The sequence below is a fragment of the Streptomyces africanus genome, assembly GCF_030816955.1.
In the GTDB taxonomy this organism is placed as follows: Bacteria; Actinomycetota; Actinomycetes; order Streptomycetales; family Streptomycetaceae; genus Streptomyces; species Streptomyces africanus.
This window is the reverse complement of record NZ_JAUSYP010000001.1, coordinates 8347598-8365033: the sequence shown is the minus strand read 5'-3', so window position 1 is coordinate 8365033 and position 17436 is coordinate 8347598. Positions and strand designations below refer to the sequence as shown.

At 71.9% G+C, this 17436-nt stretch carries 13 protein-coding genes and 1 pseudogene; 7 read left to right on the top strand and 7 right to left on the bottom strand.

What is annotated here, in order from left to right; genetic code table 11:
• Positions 1-25 precede the first annotated feature (25 nt).
• Genes QF034_RS38065 through QF034_RS38055 form a run of 3 tightly spaced genes read left to right on the top strand, consistent with a single transcriptional unit; the run spans position 26 to position 2720 of the window.
• Complete coding sequence (locus tag QF034_RS38065; protein WP_307179209.1) at positions 26-1288, top strand: dicarboxylate/amino acid:cation symporter; 1263 nt, start codon at positions 26-28, stop codon at positions 1286-1288.
• Complete coding sequence (gene cuyB, locus QF034_RS38060; protein ID WP_307179208.1) at positions 1285-2013, top strand: cysteate racemase; 729 nt, start codon at positions 1285-1287, stop codon at positions 2011-2013. Before QF034_RS38065 ends, cuyB begins: the two co-directional genes overlap by 4 nt.
• A gap of 20 nt (positions 2014-2033) precedes the next feature.
• Complete coding sequence (locus QF034_RS38055; RefSeq protein WP_307179207.1) at positions 2034-2720, top strand: GntR family transcriptional regulator; 687 nt, start codon at positions 2034-2036, stop codon at positions 2718-2720.
• Positions 2721-2884: 164 nt separating this feature from the next.
• Here the strand turns inward: QF034_RS38055 and QF034_RS38050 are convergent, their stop codons facing one another.
• Positions 2885-3001: an immunoglobulin domain-containing protein gene (locus QF034_RS38050; RefSeq protein ID WP_307179206.1), complete on the bottom strand. Its 117-nt coding sequence runs from the start codon at positions 2999-3001 to the stop codon at positions 2885-2887.
• 77 nt (positions 3002-3078) lie between these two features.
• Here QF034_RS38050 and QF034_RS38045 point away from each other — a divergent pair, with 77 nt between their 5' ends.
• Complete coding sequence (locus tag QF034_RS38045; RefSeq protein WP_307179205.1) at positions 3079-3276, top strand: hypothetical protein; 198 nt, start codon at positions 3079-3081, stop codon at positions 3274-3276.
• Between the two features lie 41 nt (positions 3277-3317).
• Here QF034_RS38045 and QF034_RS38040 read toward each other — a convergent pair whose 3' ends face one another.
• On the bottom strand, positions 3318-6386 hold the full coding sequence (locus QF034_RS38040; protein ID WP_307180074.1) for an alpha-L-rhamnosidase: 3069 nt from the start codon (positions 6384-6386) through the stop codon (positions 3318-3320).
• A gap of 277 nt (positions 6387-6663) precedes the next feature.
• On the opposite strand from QF034_RS38040, the pseudogene QF034_RS38035 reads away from it, so the two are divergent.
• Positions 6664-7702, top strand: a pseudogene (locus QF034_RS38035) (LacI family DNA-binding transcriptional regulator).
• A gap of 507 nt (positions 7703-8209) precedes the next feature.
• On the opposite strand, the gene QF034_RS38030 reads toward QF034_RS38035, so the two are convergent.
• Positions 8210-8374, bottom strand: coding sequence for a hypothetical protein (locus QF034_RS38030; protein ID WP_307179204.1), 165 nt, complete (start codon positions 8372-8374; stop codon positions 8210-8212).
• A 142-nt stretch (positions 8375-8516) separates the two neighbouring features.
• Between QF034_RS38030 and QF034_RS38025 the strand changes: the two genes are divergently transcribed.
• On the top strand, positions 8517-9143 hold the full coding sequence (locus QF034_RS38025) for an NADPH-dependent F420 reductase (protein WP_307179203.1): 627 nt from the start codon (positions 8517-8519) through the stop codon (positions 9141-9143).
• A gap of 25 nt (positions 9144-9168) precedes the next feature.
• Here the strand turns inward: QF034_RS38025 and QF034_RS38020 are convergent, their stop codons facing one another.
• Positions 9169-9447, bottom strand: coding sequence for a hypothetical protein (locus tag QF034_RS38020; RefSeq protein ID WP_307179202.1), 279 nt, complete (start codon positions 9445-9447; stop codon positions 9169-9171).
• Here QF034_RS38020 and QF034_RS38015 point away from each other — a divergent pair.
• Positions 9431-11047: an MDR family MFS transporter gene (locus tag QF034_RS38015; protein ID WP_307179200.1), complete on the top strand. Its 1617-nt coding sequence runs from the start codon at positions 9431-9433 to the stop codon at positions 11045-11047. The genes QF034_RS38020 and QF034_RS38015 overlap by 17 nt on opposite strands.
• On the opposite strand, the gene QF034_RS38010 is transcribed toward QF034_RS38015, so the two are convergent.
• The 3 genes from QF034_RS38010 to QF034_RS38000 form a co-directional block, all read right to left on the bottom strand.
• Positions 11028-11876 carry an alpha/beta fold hydrolase gene (locus tag QF034_RS38010; RefSeq protein ID WP_307179199.1) on the bottom strand — a complete coding sequence of 283 codons (849 nt, stop codon included), beginning with the start codon at positions 11874-11876 and terminating at the stop codon, positions 11028-11030. The genes QF034_RS38015 and QF034_RS38010 overlap by 20 nt on opposite strands.
• 78 nt (positions 11877-11954) lie before the next feature.
• Complete coding sequence (locus QF034_RS38005; protein ID WP_307179198.1) at positions 11955-13409, bottom strand: polysaccharide deacetylase family protein; 1455 nt, start codon at positions 13407-13409, stop codon at positions 11955-11957.
• 126 nt (positions 13410-13535) lie between these two features.
• On the bottom strand, positions 13536-17366 hold the full coding sequence (locus tag QF034_RS38000; protein ID WP_307179197.1) for an nSTAND1 domain-containing NTPase: 3831 nt from the start codon (positions 17364-17366) through the stop codon (positions 13536-13538).
• Positions 17367-17436: the final 70 nt, after the last annotated feature.

The window sequence follows — 17436 nt, the reverse complement described above, 5'->3', positions numbered from 1 at the left end:
AGGCTTCTGGCGGCGCTGTCTGCGGATGCCGATCGGAGTCCAGTCGGTCATCGCCGTCGGCCTCGGCGCCCTCATCGGAACCCTCGCCCCGTCGGCGGGCGAGCAGATGAAGACCCTCGGGGAGGTGTTCCTGAACCTGGTGCAGGTCGTGGTCCTGCCGCTGGTCTTCCCGCTCATCGTGCTGGGCATCGCCCGCATGGAGTCGGTCAAGAAGGTCGGCCGGATCGCCGGCAAGGCCATCCTCTACTTCGAGATCGTCACCACCGTCATCCTGCTGATCGCGGTGGGACTGGCCAAGCTCACGGGCATCGGCAAGGGCGCTCCCGTTCACGGGGCCGACGCCAAGGACCTGGACGGCATGAGCCAGGGCATCGACTTCCACGAACTGCTCCTGCACGCCGTACCGAAGAACATCTTCGCCGCGTTCAGCGAGGGCAACCTGCTCGGCGCGATCGTCTTCGCCCTCCTCGTCGGCGTCGCCATGGCCGCCATCGGGGAGAAGTCCGAGCCCTTCGCCGCCGTCCTGGAGTCCGTCTCCGCGGTGATGTTCAAGGTCGTCGGCTACGTCATCCGCATCGCACCGCTCGGCGTGCTCGGCTTCATCTCCTACGACGTCGCCCACTACGGCTTCGGCAACCTGCGCAGCCTGCTGGGGTTCATCGCCGTGGTCTACGCGGGCCTGGCCATCGTCGTCGGCGTGCTCTTCCCGCTCATCGCCGCGCTCTACCGCATCCGCTACGTCGAGCTGATGAAGTCGATCGCCGGGCTGGCCGGGATCGCCTTCGTCACCCGCAGCTCCGAGTCCGTCCTGGCACCGCTCATGGGCAAGCTCGAGGCGTTCGGTCTCAGCCGCTCGACGACCTCGTTCGTCGTCCCCCTCGGCTACTCCTTCAACACCGACGGCTCCGTCCTCTACCAGGCCGCCGCCCTGGTCTTCCTCGCCAACGCCTACGGCGCCGACACCTCCCTGCCCGCCCTGCTCCTGATGGTCGGCGTGCTGGTGATCCTCTCCAAGGGCATGGCCGGTGTCGCCTCCGCATCCATCGTCGTCCTCATCGCCGCCGGCAACTCCGTCGGACTGCCCGCCGAGGGCATCGCCCTGCTCCTCGGCGTGGACTTCATCGTCGACATGGCCCGCACCGGCGTGAACGTCATCGGCAACTCGCTCGCCGCCGCCGTCGTGGACAGCTCCGAGAAGCGGCGTGAGGCGAAACACGGCGGGCGTGACATCCCCGGCAGCCCGGCCGAGGCCGACGCTCCGGCCCTGACGAAGGAACCCGTGCAGTGACCACCCCCACCGCGGAGATCATCGGCATCCTGGGCGGCATGGGGCCCGCGGCCACCGCCGACTTCTACGCCAAGCTGGTGTCGATGACTCCGGGCAGCAGCGATCAGGACCACCTCCGGACGGTCATCTGGTCCGACCCCACCATCCCCGACCGCACCGACGCCCTGCTGGGCGGCGGCCCCGATCCCACGCCCTGGCTCCTCGACGGCAGCCGCGTCCTGCGCGAGGCCGGCGCCACGGTCATCGCCATCCCCTGCAACACCGCGCACGCCTTCGTCCCGCGCATCGCCGACCACGTCGGCCTGCCCATCGTCCACATGATCGGCGAAGTGGCCCGGCACCTCACCACCGTGAGCCCGCGCATCCACACCGCCGGACTGCTCGCCACCACCGGCACCCTGAGCGCGGGCCTGTACCAGGAGTGGCTGGACCGCTTCGGGATCCGCCTGGTGCTGCCCGACGCCGACAGCCAGGACCATGAGGTGATGGCCGGCATCCGTGCGGTGAAGGCCGGTGACCGGGACGGCGCGGCCGCTACCCTGGAGCGGGCCGCGCGGCGCCTGATCGCACAGGGCGCCCAGGCCGTGATCGCGGGCTGCACCGAGATCCCCCTCGGCCTGCCCGCCGACGCCGTGGACGCTCCCCTCATCGACCCCGCGCTCGTCCTGGCCCAGGCACTCGTCCGCCGGGTCAGAAGCGGAACCACAGCCGGAGAGGCCGGGTAGGGCGATGTACTGTACGCAATATGTCACTGGACAGCCCTGTCTCCCGCCGCCTCCTCAGCGACGAGGTCTTTCACCGCCTGCGTGACTCCATCGTGCGCGGAGAACTTGCTCCCGGGGAAAAAGTCAAGGACGGTGAACTCGCCGAGCGCCTCGGGCTCAGCCGCACCCCGGTGCGCGAGGCGCTCGCCCGGCTCGCGGACATCGGCCTGGTCGAGGCGAAGCCCGGCGTCTACACGCGCATCACCACCCTCAACCGCCGCGACGTCGAGAAGACCCTCGCCGTGCTGCGCTCCCTGGACCAGCTCGCCGTCGAGACGGCCGTGCCGGTCATGACCGAGCAGGACCTTCAGCGGATGCGCGAGGCCAACCGGGACTTCGAACGGGCCGTCGCCGCCAACGACACCGACGCCGCCCTCGCCGCCGACGACCGCTTCCACGCCGTCCCCATCGCGGCGGCGGACAACCCCGTCCTCAGCCGGATCGTCGAGCAGCTCCACCCGCAGATCCACCGCATCCTCTACCGGAAGTTCTCCACCCTCCTCGGTGGCCGCAACACCATCGAGCACCACGGCCGGCTCGTCGAGGTCTGCGCCGGCGGCGACGCCCGCGCGGCGGCCGAACTCTCCGGACAGCACTGGTCCGAACTCGGCGGCCACATCAACCGGCTCTTCGACACCAACCAGTTCACCGAAGCCGGGCCCGGCTGACACGACGGGGAGGGCGCCTTCAGCGCCGGCGCCGCCAGGACCAGGCCGCCACTCCCTGACCGGTACGGGGACGCTGAGCACCGCGCCGTACCTGGCCGTGGTGACGAGGAGGCGGTTGTCGCTCGGGGGCAGGCAGACCGACGTGGGGTGCGGGGCGGGCACGGTCATCCTTCGGCGTCGCGTAGGCGGGTGGAGGTCTCCGGGGTGCCGGAGAGGTGGCCCGAGACGTGGTCGACCCGGCAGCGGAGGATCGCGCCCTCGGCCGTGTCGGCGAGGTACATGGTCGTGCCGTCGGCGCTGAAGGCCGGGCCGTTGGCGATGGTCAGACGCCATCCCCGCCGTCCTCGGTGAAGGGGTGGTGGGGTACACGCCTCTCCTGACGCGCTTCGAGGAGGACGCCGTCGGCAAGGACATCGCGGAGTTCGTCGTCGACCGCCTGCTCGCGGCGGGTCTCCACGGTGTCGTCCTGACGTCCAACGCGGCACCCCACCACCCCATGTGGCACACCGACGGGGACTGGATGCGGCCGGTGAACGCCCGGATCACTTCCTCCTGATGGTGAACCCGCTGCGCCGCCCGCCCGGCCGGCGGCCCCGGTCAGCGCAGCGCGGCGGACAGCCGGTACCGTCCGGACGGCAGGCGGTACGAGCAGATGCCGTCCGCGGCTCCGAGGAAACGCACTCCGGGCACCCGGGCCAGCGGGGTGCGTCCCTCGCGGACGGTGTCGGCGGAGGTCGCCGGAAGGCGCAGGGTCGCCTCGCTGTTGGCGGGCACGACGGCGTCGTACACCAGGGTCCGGCCCGCCTCGGCGACCTCCCACGCACTTCTGATCTCGCCGTACGGCGACTCGTACGAGCCCGACACCCGCGTGATCCTGCCCGTGGTATCGAGGTGGGGACGGAGCAGGAAGTGCCGGAAGCCGGGGCTGTCCGGGTCCGGGGCGATGCCGGCCATGTGCGTGTACATCCATTCCATGATCGCGCCGTAGGCGTAGTGGTTGAAGGAGTTCATGCTGACCGGGCCGAAGCCGGCGTCGTCGGCGTAGGAGTTCCAGCGCTCCCAGACCGTGGTGGCGCCGTTGCGCACCGAGTACAGCCAGGACGGCAGGGCGTCCTGGTGCAGCAGTGCGTACGCCAGGTCGGCGCGGCCCTCGTCGGTGAGGACGGGGGCGAGGACGTTGACGCCGAGGAAGCCGACGGACAGGGTGTTCTCGGCGTACCTGACCCGGCTGCTGTCCGGGTGCGCCGCCTTGTAGGCCGCGTCGTTGCGGATGTTGTCGGCCAAGTGCCCGATCAGGGCGCGGCGTTGTGCTTCCGTCTCGTAGAACCCGAGCTTGAGGACCCACAGGAGTGCTGTCTGGCTGTTGTCCTCCGTCTTCTGGTCGGGGTCGGCGCCCGGCTCGATCGGGGAGGCGTCGCCCAGGCTGGACTTCACCGTGACCTGACCGTCCGAGGTGCTCAGGTACGTGCTGATGAAGGCCTGCCTGATGCGTGCGAAGAGGCGCTGGTACTTCTCCGCCTCCGCCGTCCTGCCGATCGCCCGGGCCATCCGGGCCATCAGCCGCGCGGAGTAGCCGTAGTAGACGTCGCTCATGAGCTGGGCGCTGGTCTTCTGCGGTGCCAGCCAGTCACCGGTGAGGGAGCCCTGCCCGGCGTAGGTGTCACCGGTCTGCTCGTGGATCCAGTCCAGGTAGCGGGTCATCGCCGGCCAGTTGTCCTCGACGATGCTCGCGTCGCCCGTCATCTGCCAGACGGTCCACGGGACGATCACCCCGCAGTCCGCCCAGCCGCTGCCGCCGCCGGGGAAGTTGTACCGGCCGCCGGGGGCCACGCCGGTGAACTGCGCTCCGTCCGTGCCGTAGACGGCCTGGGAGTCGACGACGGTCGTCTGGAAGTGGTCGAGGAAGGCAGCGGCGTCGGCGTTGAACAGGCCGGTCGTGGCGAAGACCTGGGTGTCGCCGGTCCAGCCGAGGCGTTCGTCGCGCTGCGGGCAGTCGGTCGGCACCCAGAGGTAGTTGCCGCGCTGGCCCCAACGGATGTTGCTCACCAGCCTGTTGATGTCGGCGTCGTCGGTGGTGAGGGTGCCGGTCTCGCGGATCGCGGACGTGGCGACCTTGCCGGTCAGGCCGGTGATCGTGACGGTGTCCGTCGCGGTGACGGAGACGTAGCGGAAGCCGTAGAAGGTCAGGGCGTCCTGATGAGTCTCGCCGTGCCGGTCACCCTTGAGGATGTACGTGCTGGTGGCTTTGGCGCTGCGGAGGTTGGCCCGGTAGACGGATCCCTCGGGGCCGTCCGCGCCGGCGCTGTCGTCGTTGAGCATCTCGCCGAACCTGAACTCGACCCGGGTGCCGGCCGGGCCGCGCAGGCCGTAGCGGGCGACGCCGACCATGTTCTGGCCGAGGTCGAAGACGGCGGTCTCGCCGCTGCCGATGGTGACGGCGGCGGAGGCCGCCTGCTCCGGGTCGGTCACCGTCCGGGCGGGGTCCACGACGATGCGCCCCTTGCCGTTCGGGCTCCCCTCCTGGCCGGTCACTCCGGTGGCGACGGTGATCGACCGCGGCCGCCGGTCCCACCGCGGCATCAGGCGTGCCGTCTCGGCCGGGTAGGCGACGAGCCGCGCGTCCGGGTACCTGTCGTCGAAGGCGACGCGTTCCACGTCCGTCCACGCGCTGTCGTCGAAGCCGGGTGCCGTCCAGCCGGGCAGTTCCCTGCGGGCGTCGTAGGTCTGGCCGTCGTAGATGTCGTCGGCCCGGTACGGCCCCGTGTCCGTGGCCTTCCAGCCGCCGTCCGGCTCGGTGACGACCGTCTGCGCCGTGCCGTCGGTGTACCGGATGAGCAGCTTGGCCTTCACCGCCAGGGCGTTGCCGTCCTGCGAGTAGTACGTGCTGCCTTCGGAGACACGGCCGTTGTACCAGCCGTTGCCCAGGACGAAGGCCAGGGTGACGGTCCGTTGCCGTGTCACGAGGTCGGTGACGTCGTACGTCAGGTACGTGACGCGCTTGTCGTAGTTGGTCCAGCCCGGGGGCAGCAGCTCGATCGTGGTGCCGCCGTCCTGCGGGACGGTGACGTGCTCTCCGTTGACGTGGGCGTCGTAGACGCCGAGGGCCGACACGTACAGCCGCGCCTCGCGCACCTGCCGCCGGCCGTCGGCCTTGAGGGGTGTCTCTTTCCGCAGCATGGGAGCGCCGGCCGAGCCGGGGGCCTTCCCCTGCATCCCGGTCCATTGCGCGCCGTCCCATCCGGTCACGCCGTCGGTGCTCATCAGGCCGGTCTCGAAGGTGGCCGGGGCGGCGACCCCGACCGGACGATCCTCGCTGTCCCAGACGGTGACGGTCCAGTGGTAGCGGGTCGAGGCGCTGAGCGGCTCGCCCTCGTAGCGGACGGCCACGGAGTCGGCGGAGCGGACGCGCCCGCTGTCCCAGAGGTCCGCGCGGGCGGTGGAGAGCTTGTCGGGCGAACTCGCGACGAGGATCCGGTACGACCCCTGCATCCGGCCGCGGGTCGCCGACCGCATACGCCATCCGAAGCGCGGCCTGTTCGCGTCCATACCGAGCGGGTCGGTGCGGTGCTCGACGGTCAGCCCCCACACCGCGGCGCCTTCCGGCGCGCGGGACGGCTCCGCCGCCGCGCTCGTGCCGCCTCCCGTGGCCCCGGCCCCTACCGACATGGCACCGGCCGTCGCGGCGAGCACGGTCCGTCGACGCACCGCCGTGCTGTGCGCGCGGGGAAGCTCTCCCGCGCCGGGCTCTCGGCCGCCGCCGTCCGCACTGCGCTCCTCATGCCTCACACCTGCTTCCTTTCGGTTCTTGAATCGATTCAAAAACAGCGTTTTGGGTAACGTTTTCCAAAGAGGGGTGGGCCGACCTTAGAGAGCAGCCCGAGTGACGTCAAGAGGCCCCGCATACACTCGGCGGCACACGTTTCCCGGAGAGGCAAGGGACCGGATGGAACCGTCGGCACCACGTCGCAGAGTCACCATCGTCGACGTCGCCCGACACGCCCAGGTGTCCACCACCGCTGTGTCGAAGGTGCTGCGCAATGCCTACGGCGCCAGCCCCGAGATGCGTGCCAAGGTGCGCCGGGCGATCGACGAGCTGGGCTACCGGCCGCACGCGGGCGCCCGGGGCCTGCGCGGGCAGACCTACACCATCGGCGTGATGCTGCCCGACATCCGCAACCCGTTCTTCCCCGAGATCCTCGACGGCATCACGGGCGCGCTGGAGGACACCGAGTACCAGGTGCTCCTCGGACCGGGCTGCAACGGCGAGCAGGCGGAAGCCCAGAGTCACCGAGGCGATGATCGACCGCGGCATGGACGGCCTCGTCCTGGTCGCCCCCGTCTCGTCGCGAGCCCGCCTCGACCACGTCGCCTCCGCGGTGCCGACCGTCGTCATCGGCCGGCACGGAACGTCCGCGCTGTACGACACGGTGGTGGACGACGACGTCGAGGGCGCCTCGCTGGTCGTCGGCCACCTCGCCGGTCTCGGGCACCGCCGGATCGCCCACATCGAGCACCACGAAACCGATCCCGCGCGCCTCGCCGAGATGCCCAACGCCCGGCGCGCCGACGGCTACCGGCGGGCCATGCGGGCGCACGGCCTGGAGAAATGGACCGACGTGGTCTCCACCAGCTACACCCAGGAAGGCGGCTACGAGGGCGCGAAGCGACTGCTGACCCGACGGCACCGCCCCACGGCCGTCTTCGCCGGAGCGGACATCGTCGCGATGGGCGTGCTCGAAGCGGTCGCCGAGGCCGGACTGTCCGTCCCCGGCGACCTGTCCGTCGCCGGATACGACAACACCACTTTCGCCGCCCTGGGTCCCATCTCCCTGACCAGCGTCGACCAGGCAGGCCGCGAGATGGGCACAACCGCCGTGCGCCTCCTCCTGGAACGGATCGCCGACCGCCACCGGCCGTCGGACCGAATCGTGCTCTCCCCCACCCTCGTACCCCGCCGGACCACGGCCCCGGCCCCGGCGTAGGCGGTCTCGCCGATCCGGGGCACGCGTCGGACGGCTGCTACCCGACGCGTATCTCGGCGAGTTGCAAGCGGTACCTGGCCGTCTCGTCGGCGGCGGGCGCGCCCAGCCTGGTGGCGCGCAGGCGCAGATAGCGGCCCCTGGCGGAGGCGAGGGTGCCCCGGAGGCGCCCTGATCTCCCGCAACCGCGACCTCGACGACCTCGTCGGCGAGCTCTCGCCACGGCATCGACGTACTGGAGTACTCCCCGGCCGGAGCCCTCGACTCAACGCCTCCCAGCACAGCGAGCGAGACACCTGTGTACGGCGCCATCACCGCCACCCGCACGGTACTGCCCGCGATGCGCGAGGCCGGCTCGGGCCCTGCTCTTCACCACCGGCTCCGGTTCTGTCCGCCCCGTCCCGCGTGCCGCGTCCGCGGCCTTGCGCAACTCGGCGACGAACCTCCACAAGGAGCCGGCCGGCACGGGCATCCAGGCCGCTCATGTCGCCCTCGACGTGACGATCGGCGTCACGAACCCTCGATCGACGCCAGGGCGAACGTCAACGGCAGTGTGGCGGCGGCGAGGGCGAGCCCCGCGGCCGCCATCTCCGCACGGATCACCGAAGCCACGCTCATGACGCGGCAGCGCGAGAGGAAGAGTTCAAGGTCGTCGACCCCACCGAGGAAACTCATGACCGGACTGTCTTCTCCTTCTTCTCCCGCGTGCAAGGCGTGATCGTAACCACCGCCGCCCACCGGACTAGGTCTTTGGTGCCTGGTCCACTCGGCCCGGGGCCCGATTCGCCGCTCCCCGGCAACAGCTAGCGTCCCACTCATGCGCTTAGGACTACTCGGTACCGGTAACGTCGCCCGAGCACTGGCCCACGGCTGGAGCGCCGCGGGGCACGACGTGCTCCTAGGCTCACGCCGACCCGAGGAACGGGCGGGCCTCGGCCTCCCTGTAGCGAGCCTGAAGGACACCGCCGCCCATGCGGAGGTACTCGTCAACGCCACCCCGGGGACCGTCTCCGTTGAACTCCTGCACTCCATCGGGGCACCGGAGCTGGCCGGCACCCTGCTGATCGACGTCGGGGTCGGTCTCTCCGACGACTTCGCCGAGCTCTCGCACCCCAACAGCAGCCTGGGAGAACAGATCCAGGAAGCCTTCCCCCTGACACCCGTCGTGAAGACGCTGTGCACCATGGACTCGTCGGTGATGGTCGCCCCGGGCGATCTGGCCGGCCCGAGCACCGTCTTCCTCTCCGGTGACGACGCCGAAGCCAAACGGATCACCGGCCGATTGCTCACCGACCTCGGCTGGCCCCCGTCCTCCCAGCTCGACATCGGCGGCATCACCACAGCCCGCGGGCAGGAGCACTTCGCCCTGCTCTTCATGGGCATCGCGGGCGGACTGGGGTCTCACGTGTTCAACATCAACGTCGTGGCCGGCCCTTCTGCCTGACAGGCTCGACGTGTCGCCTCCCTGGTCAGTCGTCGCCGGCGGCGCGCTCCTCGTCCCCGGACGTCCCGTCGTCGTCTTCGGGTACCGGTCCCAGCAGGACCTCGATGCCCGCGCGCAGGTACCGCTCCAGCGTGGCGTCCGGCGCCGAGGCCAGGGCGGGTGGGAACGCCTGCCGGCCGCCCTGGCGAGTCGGCCGGCCTTCCCGGTCCCCGGCGCGGGCCGCTCCGGAACCCCGGGGCGGCCCGCGCCCGCGGCGCCGTACCCGCCCACACCCCCGAGGACGACACGTGACCTTCTCCGACACCCAAGAACAGGGCGCGGCCGGGGACATGCCCCCGCGGCTCAGTCACCGGCAGATCACCACGGTCATGTCCGGGCTGGTGCTCGGCATGTTCCTGGGGGCGCTGGACCAGACGGTGGTCTCGTCCGCGCTGCGGACCATCGCCGACGACCTGCACGGGCTGACCGCCCAGGCATGGGTGACCACCGCATATCTCATCACCGCCACCCTCGCGACGCCGCTCTACGGCAAGCTCTCCGACATCCACGGCCGCAGGCCCGTCTACCTCGCCGCGATCGCCCTGTTCACCGCCGGCTCGCTGCTGTGCGGATGTGCCACGTCGATCTACGAACTCGCGGCGTTCCGCGCCGTGCAGGGGCTCGGCGGCGGCGGGCTGATGTCGCTGGCGATGACGATCGTCGCCGACATCACCACCCCGCGCGAACGGGGCCGCTACCAGGGCTACTTCATGGCCGTGTTCGGCGGCGCCAGTATCGTCGGGCCGCTGGTGGGCGGGGCGTTCGCGGACCGGGCCGACCTGCTCGGGATGGCCGGCTGGCGCTGGATCTTCCTGATCAACGTGCCGCTCGCGGCCGCGGCCGCGGTGGCGATCACGCGCGTGCTGCGCTTCCCGCACCGCAGGGTGCGGCACCGGCTCGACTACGCCGGGGCACTCGCCCTGGCCGTGGGCCTTGTGCCGCTGCTGACCGTCGCCGAGCAGGGCCGCACCTGGGGGTGGGACTCGCCCCGGGCCCTGCTGATGTACGCGATCGGCGTGGCGGGGCTCGCGGTGTTCGTCGTGGTGGAGCGGCGGTCGGGCGACGCCGCGCTGCTGCCGCCGCGCCTGTTCCGCATCCGGACCTTCCGGCTGGGCGTCGGGCTGCACTTCGTCGTCGGCATCGGCATGTTCGGCGCGATGACGACGCTGCCGCTCTATCTCCAGCTCGTGCGCGGCATGAGCCCCATCGAGGCGGGCCTGGCCACCCTGCCCACGGTCGCCGCGAACCTCGCGGTGACTCTGCTGACGGGCCGGATGATCGCCCGGACCGGCCGGTTCAAGGTCCATCTCGTCGCCGGTGTCGGCTCGTTCACCGCCGCCATGCTCGTGTTCGCCACGCTGCGCGTGGACAGTCCGCTGTGGCACCCGGCGCTCGGCATGGCCCTGATGGGCGCGGGACTCGGTGCGTCGATGCAGACGCTGACCACGCTCGCGCAGAGCGAGGTGCCCCGCACGGACATGGGCGCGGCGACGGCGTCCGTCAACTTCTTCCGCTCCAACGGCGGTACGGTCGGCACCGCGGCGTTCCTGTCGATCCTGTTCACCACGGCGGCCGGAAGCATCGCCGAGCGACTGGCCGAGGCCCGCCGCGACCCGGCCTACCGCCACCTCCTGGCCCAGCCCGACACCGCGCACGCCCTGACGGGCGTCCTGCGCCCCGGCGGCGGCGTCAACCTGGAGGACTCCGCCTTCCTGCGCACCCTCGACCCGAGCGCGGCACTGCCGTTCCTGGAGGGCTACGTCACCTCGATGCGTTTGGTCTTTCTCACCGGCGCCGCGGTGTCCCTGGCCGCCTTCGCGCTGGCGGCCTGGCGGGTCCCGGACCTCACGCTCTCCGACGAGTAGCGTCCACCGGGGTGCCGCCCCCGGTGCCTCCGCTGCCCCCGGTGGTTGGGGCCGGGGATCGCCGTAGGGGAAGCATCGTGGGGATCGGCTCCTTGGCGAGGAAGTCGAGGATGATCCGGTTGACCTCGCGGGGCTTCTCCATGAGCAGCGCGTGCGACGTTCCCGGCACGACGGCCAGTTGGGATCCGGGGATCGCGCGATACAGGGCAATCGTGTGTTCGAGGGTCATCAGGTCGTCGTCCCCGACGAGGACGAGCGTGGGCGCCGTGATGCGAGCCAGGTCCTCGGTGGGGATGGTCGGCTCGGTGCGGAACATGGCGGCCAGCTTGCCCACGACGACCGGCCAGTGGGCCGCGCCGTCGGGCGACACGGCTTCGTACGCCTCGCGGAACATGGTCAGGTCGGGTGCGCCGGGCGTGATCTGGTCGAGCATCTCCGGAGCCGCGCCACTCTGGGGGCCCGGGAGGAAGTTGGCCCCGATGGCGACGACCTTCCGGACCAGGTCGGGGCGGGCGATGGCGACGAGCAGGGCGACGACCCCGCCGTCGCTCCATCCGACGAGATGGGCGGGACCGCCGACGACCTCCTCGATGAAGGCGACGGTGTCGTCGGCCATGTCCTGGTAGGAGAGCGGCCCGTCGACATCGGGCGTGTGCCCGTGCCCACGGCGCTCGGGAAGCAGCACACGGAAGTTCGCCGCGAGATCGGGCCGCTGAGCCTGCCACGTCTCGTTCGTGCAGAGGCCGCCGTGGAGAAGGAGCAGCGGGTCGCCGGCGCCATCGGTCTCGTACCACGTCCTGACGCCGGGGAGCTCCACATAGTCACCCATGGCTCCGGGCCTTTCCGGGATGCCGCCGTGTACCTTCAGTCTCCGCCGCTGCCTGGACGACCTGCAATGCGAGCGCCGTCAGAGGGTGGCGCGCAGATGGCTGACGGTGACGAAGTGGTAGCCGCGGGCGGTCAGGGTGCGCAGGATCTGGGGGACCGCTGCGACCGACGTGGGGTGGATGTCGTGCATCAGGACGACGTCGTTGCGCCGCACCTTGGCGATGACGGTCCGCGCGACCTTGTCGGCGTCGCGGTACTTCCAGTCCTCGGTGTCCACGTCCCACAGCACCGGGGAAAGACGGGTGGCGGCCCGGACCCGGCGGTCGACGGCACCGTAGGGCGGGCGGAAGAGGGTGGGGGCCTTGCCGGTGGCGGCCTCGATGGCGGCGCTCGTGCGGTTGAGCTGGGAGACGACCTGCCCGCGGGCGAGCTTGGTGAGATCGGGGTGGTTCCAGGAGTGGTTGCCGATCTCGTTCCCGGCGCGGGCGGCGGCGCGGACCAGGCCGGGGTGGGCGGCGACGTTCTGGCCGACGGTGAAGAAGGTGGCGCGCGCCTTGTACCGCGCCAGGTAGGTCAGCAGGGTCGCGGTCTCCGGCGCTGCCGGGCCGTCGTCGAAGGTCAGCGCGACGCACCTGACCTTCTTGCAGTCGGTGTCGTCGTCGCCGGAAGCGGTGTGGGTGGGGACGGCCTGCGTGGGGACGTGCGTCGCGCCCAGGTCGAGCGACGGGCTGGGCGTCACCGTCTGCCGCTGGGCACGCTTGCCGAACGCGGACAGCCAGGGGGTGACCTTCTCCTTGGGGAGAGTCACGGTGACGGCACCGGCGGCCGGTACGGCCACGTCGCCGCGGTCGAAGGCCACCCGCAGTCCGCCGTCGGCGGTGAACGCCATGTCGTCCAGGGCGGCGGTGCGGGAGGCCCGGTCGGAGAACGTGTCGTCGAGGGAGGCGGCGTCCACGCCTTCGCGTCCCTTGAGCCGGTCCTTCAAGGCGCTGAGGAAGGCGTCCCGGGAGCCGTCGGCGACGAGTCCCAGGGCCGTGCGGTACGCGCCCGCCTTGCCGTCGTACCAGTACGTCGTCGCCGACTGCCCCGACCCGGCGCTGCTGGGGTCCTGGGTGCTGAGCCGGACGCCGAGGACGTCGCCGGAGGCGACCAGGAATTGGTGACTGATGTTGAGCTCGCCGCTGTCCGCGCCGCCCGTGCCGTCCTGGCAGATCGCCGAGCCCGAGCGGAAGGCGGCCAGACGCCGCTCCACGTCCTTCTTCATCGCTGCCGTCATCGCCTCGGCGCCGGGCACGTCGGGATAGCTCGTCGCGAAGGGGCAGGACTTGTTCTCGCTGCTGTCGCTGACGATCTCCAGGCCCTTGATCTTCGACGGGTCGACGCTGCGGACGGGTGACGGGCCGGGGGTGGAGCCGGGCTGCGCGGAGGCCGCGCCCGCGGACCCGGACGGTTCGCCGGGTCCGGACGAGCAGGCCGCCGTGAAGGAGAGGGTGCCGAGCAGCAGAAGGGAGGGGACCAGAGGGTGCATGCGCATGAGTGGGACCAGAACCTGACTGAGGGGATTCGCGGACACCGCCGACGGGACGCCGCGGTCGTTCTGGTCATGGAGCGTGCAGGTCAGAGGCGTTTTTCAGCGACCCGGAACGGCCTCTGAAAAAAATCAATCCCCACAGACGGGCTCGTACGGCGCGTCAGGGACGTAGGTGCGCCACTGCGTCTCGGTCAGTCCGCCACCGGCACGGGCGCAGATCGTCCGGACGGCCTGGTCCGGGGCGACGGGGAAACGCTGGAGCGGCACGTTCGGGCCGCTGGCGTACACCGTGCCGCCGTCCTCGGCGAAGGCGAGGGACCGGATCTCGTCGCCGGGCGTGGGCAGGTCCGAACCGAGGAGCTGCTGCCCCCCGGTGTCCCACAGCCGCAGGGTCCCGTTCGCGCCGCCCACGGCCAGCGTGCTGCCGTCGGACGAGAAGGCGAGCGCCTCCACCGCCTCCGGCTCGCCCTCGGAGACCGTGTCGGAGGTGCCCGTCAGCGCACCCGCGCGGTGCCGGAGGTCGCCGTCCCACAGCGTGACGTGCCCGGTGGTGTCGCCGACGGCGAGCCGGGAACCGTCGGGGCTGAAGGCCAGCGCGGTGACCTCACGGCCGTCGGCGAGCGCCCGCCCGGTGACCTTTCCGGACACCGGATCGGCGTACTGATCGTCGGAGCCCACGAGCAGACCTCCGTCCGGCCGTACTGTCAGCCCCGCCCCGGACGGGCCGGGTATGGCCCGGGACCGCCGATGGTTCCGGGTGTCCCAGACCTCCGTCACCTGGCTGCCCGCAGCGTCACGGACGGCCAGCAGCGTGCGGCCGCCGGGCCCCAGAGCCAGAGCGGTGGCCGGGCGGTCCGCCGCGCCGGAGGTGTCGATGACCGTACGCACCCGGTGTCCGCCCACGTCCCACACGGTGAAGCGCAACCGCGGTGAGCCGTGTGTCGACGCGGTGTCGGCGACGGCCAGCGTACGGCCGTCCGGGCTGAACGCCGGCAGCGGGGTTTCCTCGTCGGACAGGTTCGACAGCGGGCCGAGCGTCGCATGGGCGCGGACCGTGCCGGTGCGTGTGGAACGCAACTCGAACCGGTATCCGCCGCCGGACCGGGTGACGGTGGCCAGGGCGGCGCCGTCCGGGCTGAGCAGGCTGGCGTCGGCCGGAGTGCTCTGCCACCGCGGGGTGAGGCGGTCGGTCAGGTCGAGGGTGTGGACCGTGGCGCCGTCGAGGTAGCGCAGGAGGCGATGGCTGCCCGCGTCCCAGGTCAGCCCCCTCATGTCCGCACCGGACAGCGGCCGGTGGAAGACCTGGGTACCGCCGGTGGCCAGCCGCCATACGGCGAGCTCGTGGTCGTCCGCCGTGGCCAGGAACTCCCCGTCGGGAGAGAGGCCGGCCTGCGTGAAGCCGACGTCATCGCCACTGGTGAAGTCGCCGAGTGTGCGTCCACTGGCAACGTCCCACACCACGGCCGTCGTGCCGTAGACGGCGGCCAGCCGCTTGCCGTCCGGGCTGAACCGCAGCAGGCGTGAGCCGCCGTCCGCGCCGGTGCCGGTCCCGCACAGGGTCTTGTCGGCCTTCTCCCAGTCCCCCGGCAGTCGCTTTCCGCGGGCTGCGTCCCACAGCTGGAGCGGCCCGCCGGCGGGGCAGAGGGCGAGCAGACGTCCGCCGGGGCCGACGGCCACCGAGGAGAGGGGGCGCGGCATGCCGGTACTGAAAAGGACCTTGCCGTCGTTCGCCCGGTGCAGCCGGACCGTGCCCGGGCCGTCCAGCGGGCCGGTGAGGTACGCGCTCCCGTCGTCCGCGCTGCCCTGCAACGACACGTCACCCAGCTCGGCGACGGATCCGCCGCGGGGAAGGCTCCACAGCTTCTCGTCCCCGTCCGGGGCCATGACGTCGAGGAACCGGGAGCCGGGACCGGCCGCGACCACTTCCGTACCGCTCGGCAGGTGGTGGGTGGCGGTGACCTTGTGATCGGCCACGTTCCGGACGGTCACCGTGCCGTCGTCCGCGCTGAGCAGGGTCCGGCCCCCGTCGGTGAGGAAATGCCGGACGTCTCTGCCGACCCGGGGGTCGGTGAAGGCGTCGCGTTCCGGTTGCGCGAGAGCACCCAACAGCGCCGAGCGGGACTCGGTGAGCGGGGCCGTCTTCCACGCGGCGGCCCCGAGCAGGGCGGCCGTGCGCGGATCGGTGGAGCGGAGGCTGTCGGCCACCGTGGCCAGGCGGCGGGCGGTGGCCTTGGCGGCCTCTTCCTCACTCACCCGGTCACGCTGCCAGGCGATCAGCCCGGCGGCCAGCGCCAGCACGAGGCCCACGGCCAAGCCGACGCCCAGGAACCGCGTCCGCCGCGCGGCACGACTCTCGGCCTCCAGCTCGGCACCCCGGGCAGCAAGCGAAGCGGTGAGGAAGGCCCGCTCCAGGGGGGTGAGGTCGTCGTCGGGCTCGGACGACCGGGTGGGGTCGTCGTCGGGCTCAACCCGCTGGAGCTCACCGCCGCGCCGAACCGACCACGCAGGACCGCCCTCCGGCCGAATCCGCCCCGTGGAGCCCCCGTCCGACCGTCGTGCGAACAGTTCCTCCGCCCTCGCCAACCGCGCCCCGCGATACAGCGCCCCAGGGTCGCGCTCCAGTTCCTCCCAGCCGCGAGCCGCCTCGCCGAGCCGGCGTTGTGCGCGCAGGCGGTCGCGGCCCTCCTCGATCCAGCCGGCCAGGCGCGGCCACCCGGTGATCAGGGCCTCGTGCGCCAGCTCCACCGAGTCACCGTCCAGGGTGACCAGACGGGCGGCGGCGAGGCGCTCCAGCACGTCCCGCGCACCACTGCCGAGTTCGGCCCGGGAGGCCGGGCGGCGGGTGTCGGCCGTGCCGTCACCCGGCGCGATCAACCGCAGCAGGATCCGCCGGGCGACACGCCCCTGCTCCGCCGGCAGCCCGCCGTACGCCTCCTCGGCGGTGGCGGCGATCGCGCCGCGGACGCCGCCCGCCTCCTCGTACGCCGCCAGGGTCAGCATCCGGCCGCGACGGCGGCGCCAGGTCTCCAGCAGGGCGTGCGAGAGCATGGGCAGCGCGCCCGGCTGGTCGACGACTTCGTCGACGATCCGGGCGGTGAGAGCACGTTCCACGGTCAGTCCTGCGGTGCCGGCCGGCCCGGTGATCACTTCGCGCAGCTCGTCCCGGCCCAGCGGTCCGACCAGCAGGTTCGCCCGGCAGACGGCCTCGGCCAGTTCACGGTGGTCGGCGCAGTGACCGTAGAAGTCGCCGCGGACCGCGACCACGATGCGCAGCCGGCTCTCCGGCCGCAGGGCCGCCAGCAGCAGAGCGAGGAACCGGTCGCGTTCCGCGCGGTCGTGGCACAGGGTGAACAGTTCCTCGAACTGGTCGACGATCACCCAGGTCTCCGCGTCGCCGTCGCGCGCGACGAGCGCCTGCTGGTGCGTGCGCGCGGGCCGCTCCCCCGGTGTGAGCACCCGGATCACCGCCGGCCGCTCCGCCCCCGCCGCCTGCCGCAGCCGCGGAATCAGCCCCGCCCGCAGCAACGACGATTTTCCGCTGCCTGACGCCCCGAACACCGCCGCGAACCGGTGCTCGCGCACCAGCTCCCTCAGGTCGGTGACGAGCCCCTCCCGGCCGAAGAACAGATCGCTGTCGTCCGGCTCGAAGCGGGCCAGCCCCCGGTACGGCGGCCGCTCGTCCGGCGCGGGCGCGCGGACCTCGGCGTCCGCCTTCCGCCAGCGCCGTTCCCACTCGTCCGGGTCGCCGTCCAGCGCCTCGGCGTACGCGCGCACCACCGCGAGGGACGGCAGCTGCTCGCCGGCCGCCGCCTGGGACACTGCGGTGATCGAGTAGCCGGCCCGCTGGGCGATCTCCCGGTACGGGGGCTTCCCGGCCTTCTCCCGAAGCACACGCAGATCGTGCGCAAGCCGCTGTACGGGACCGGCGTCGGGGTCGACCGGCTTCTCGCGTCGCCCCACCGGGACACCTCTTCAACACGCAGCTCGACGAACAGGCGTTCAAGCTACGTTTCCGCCGCATCTCGCGCAA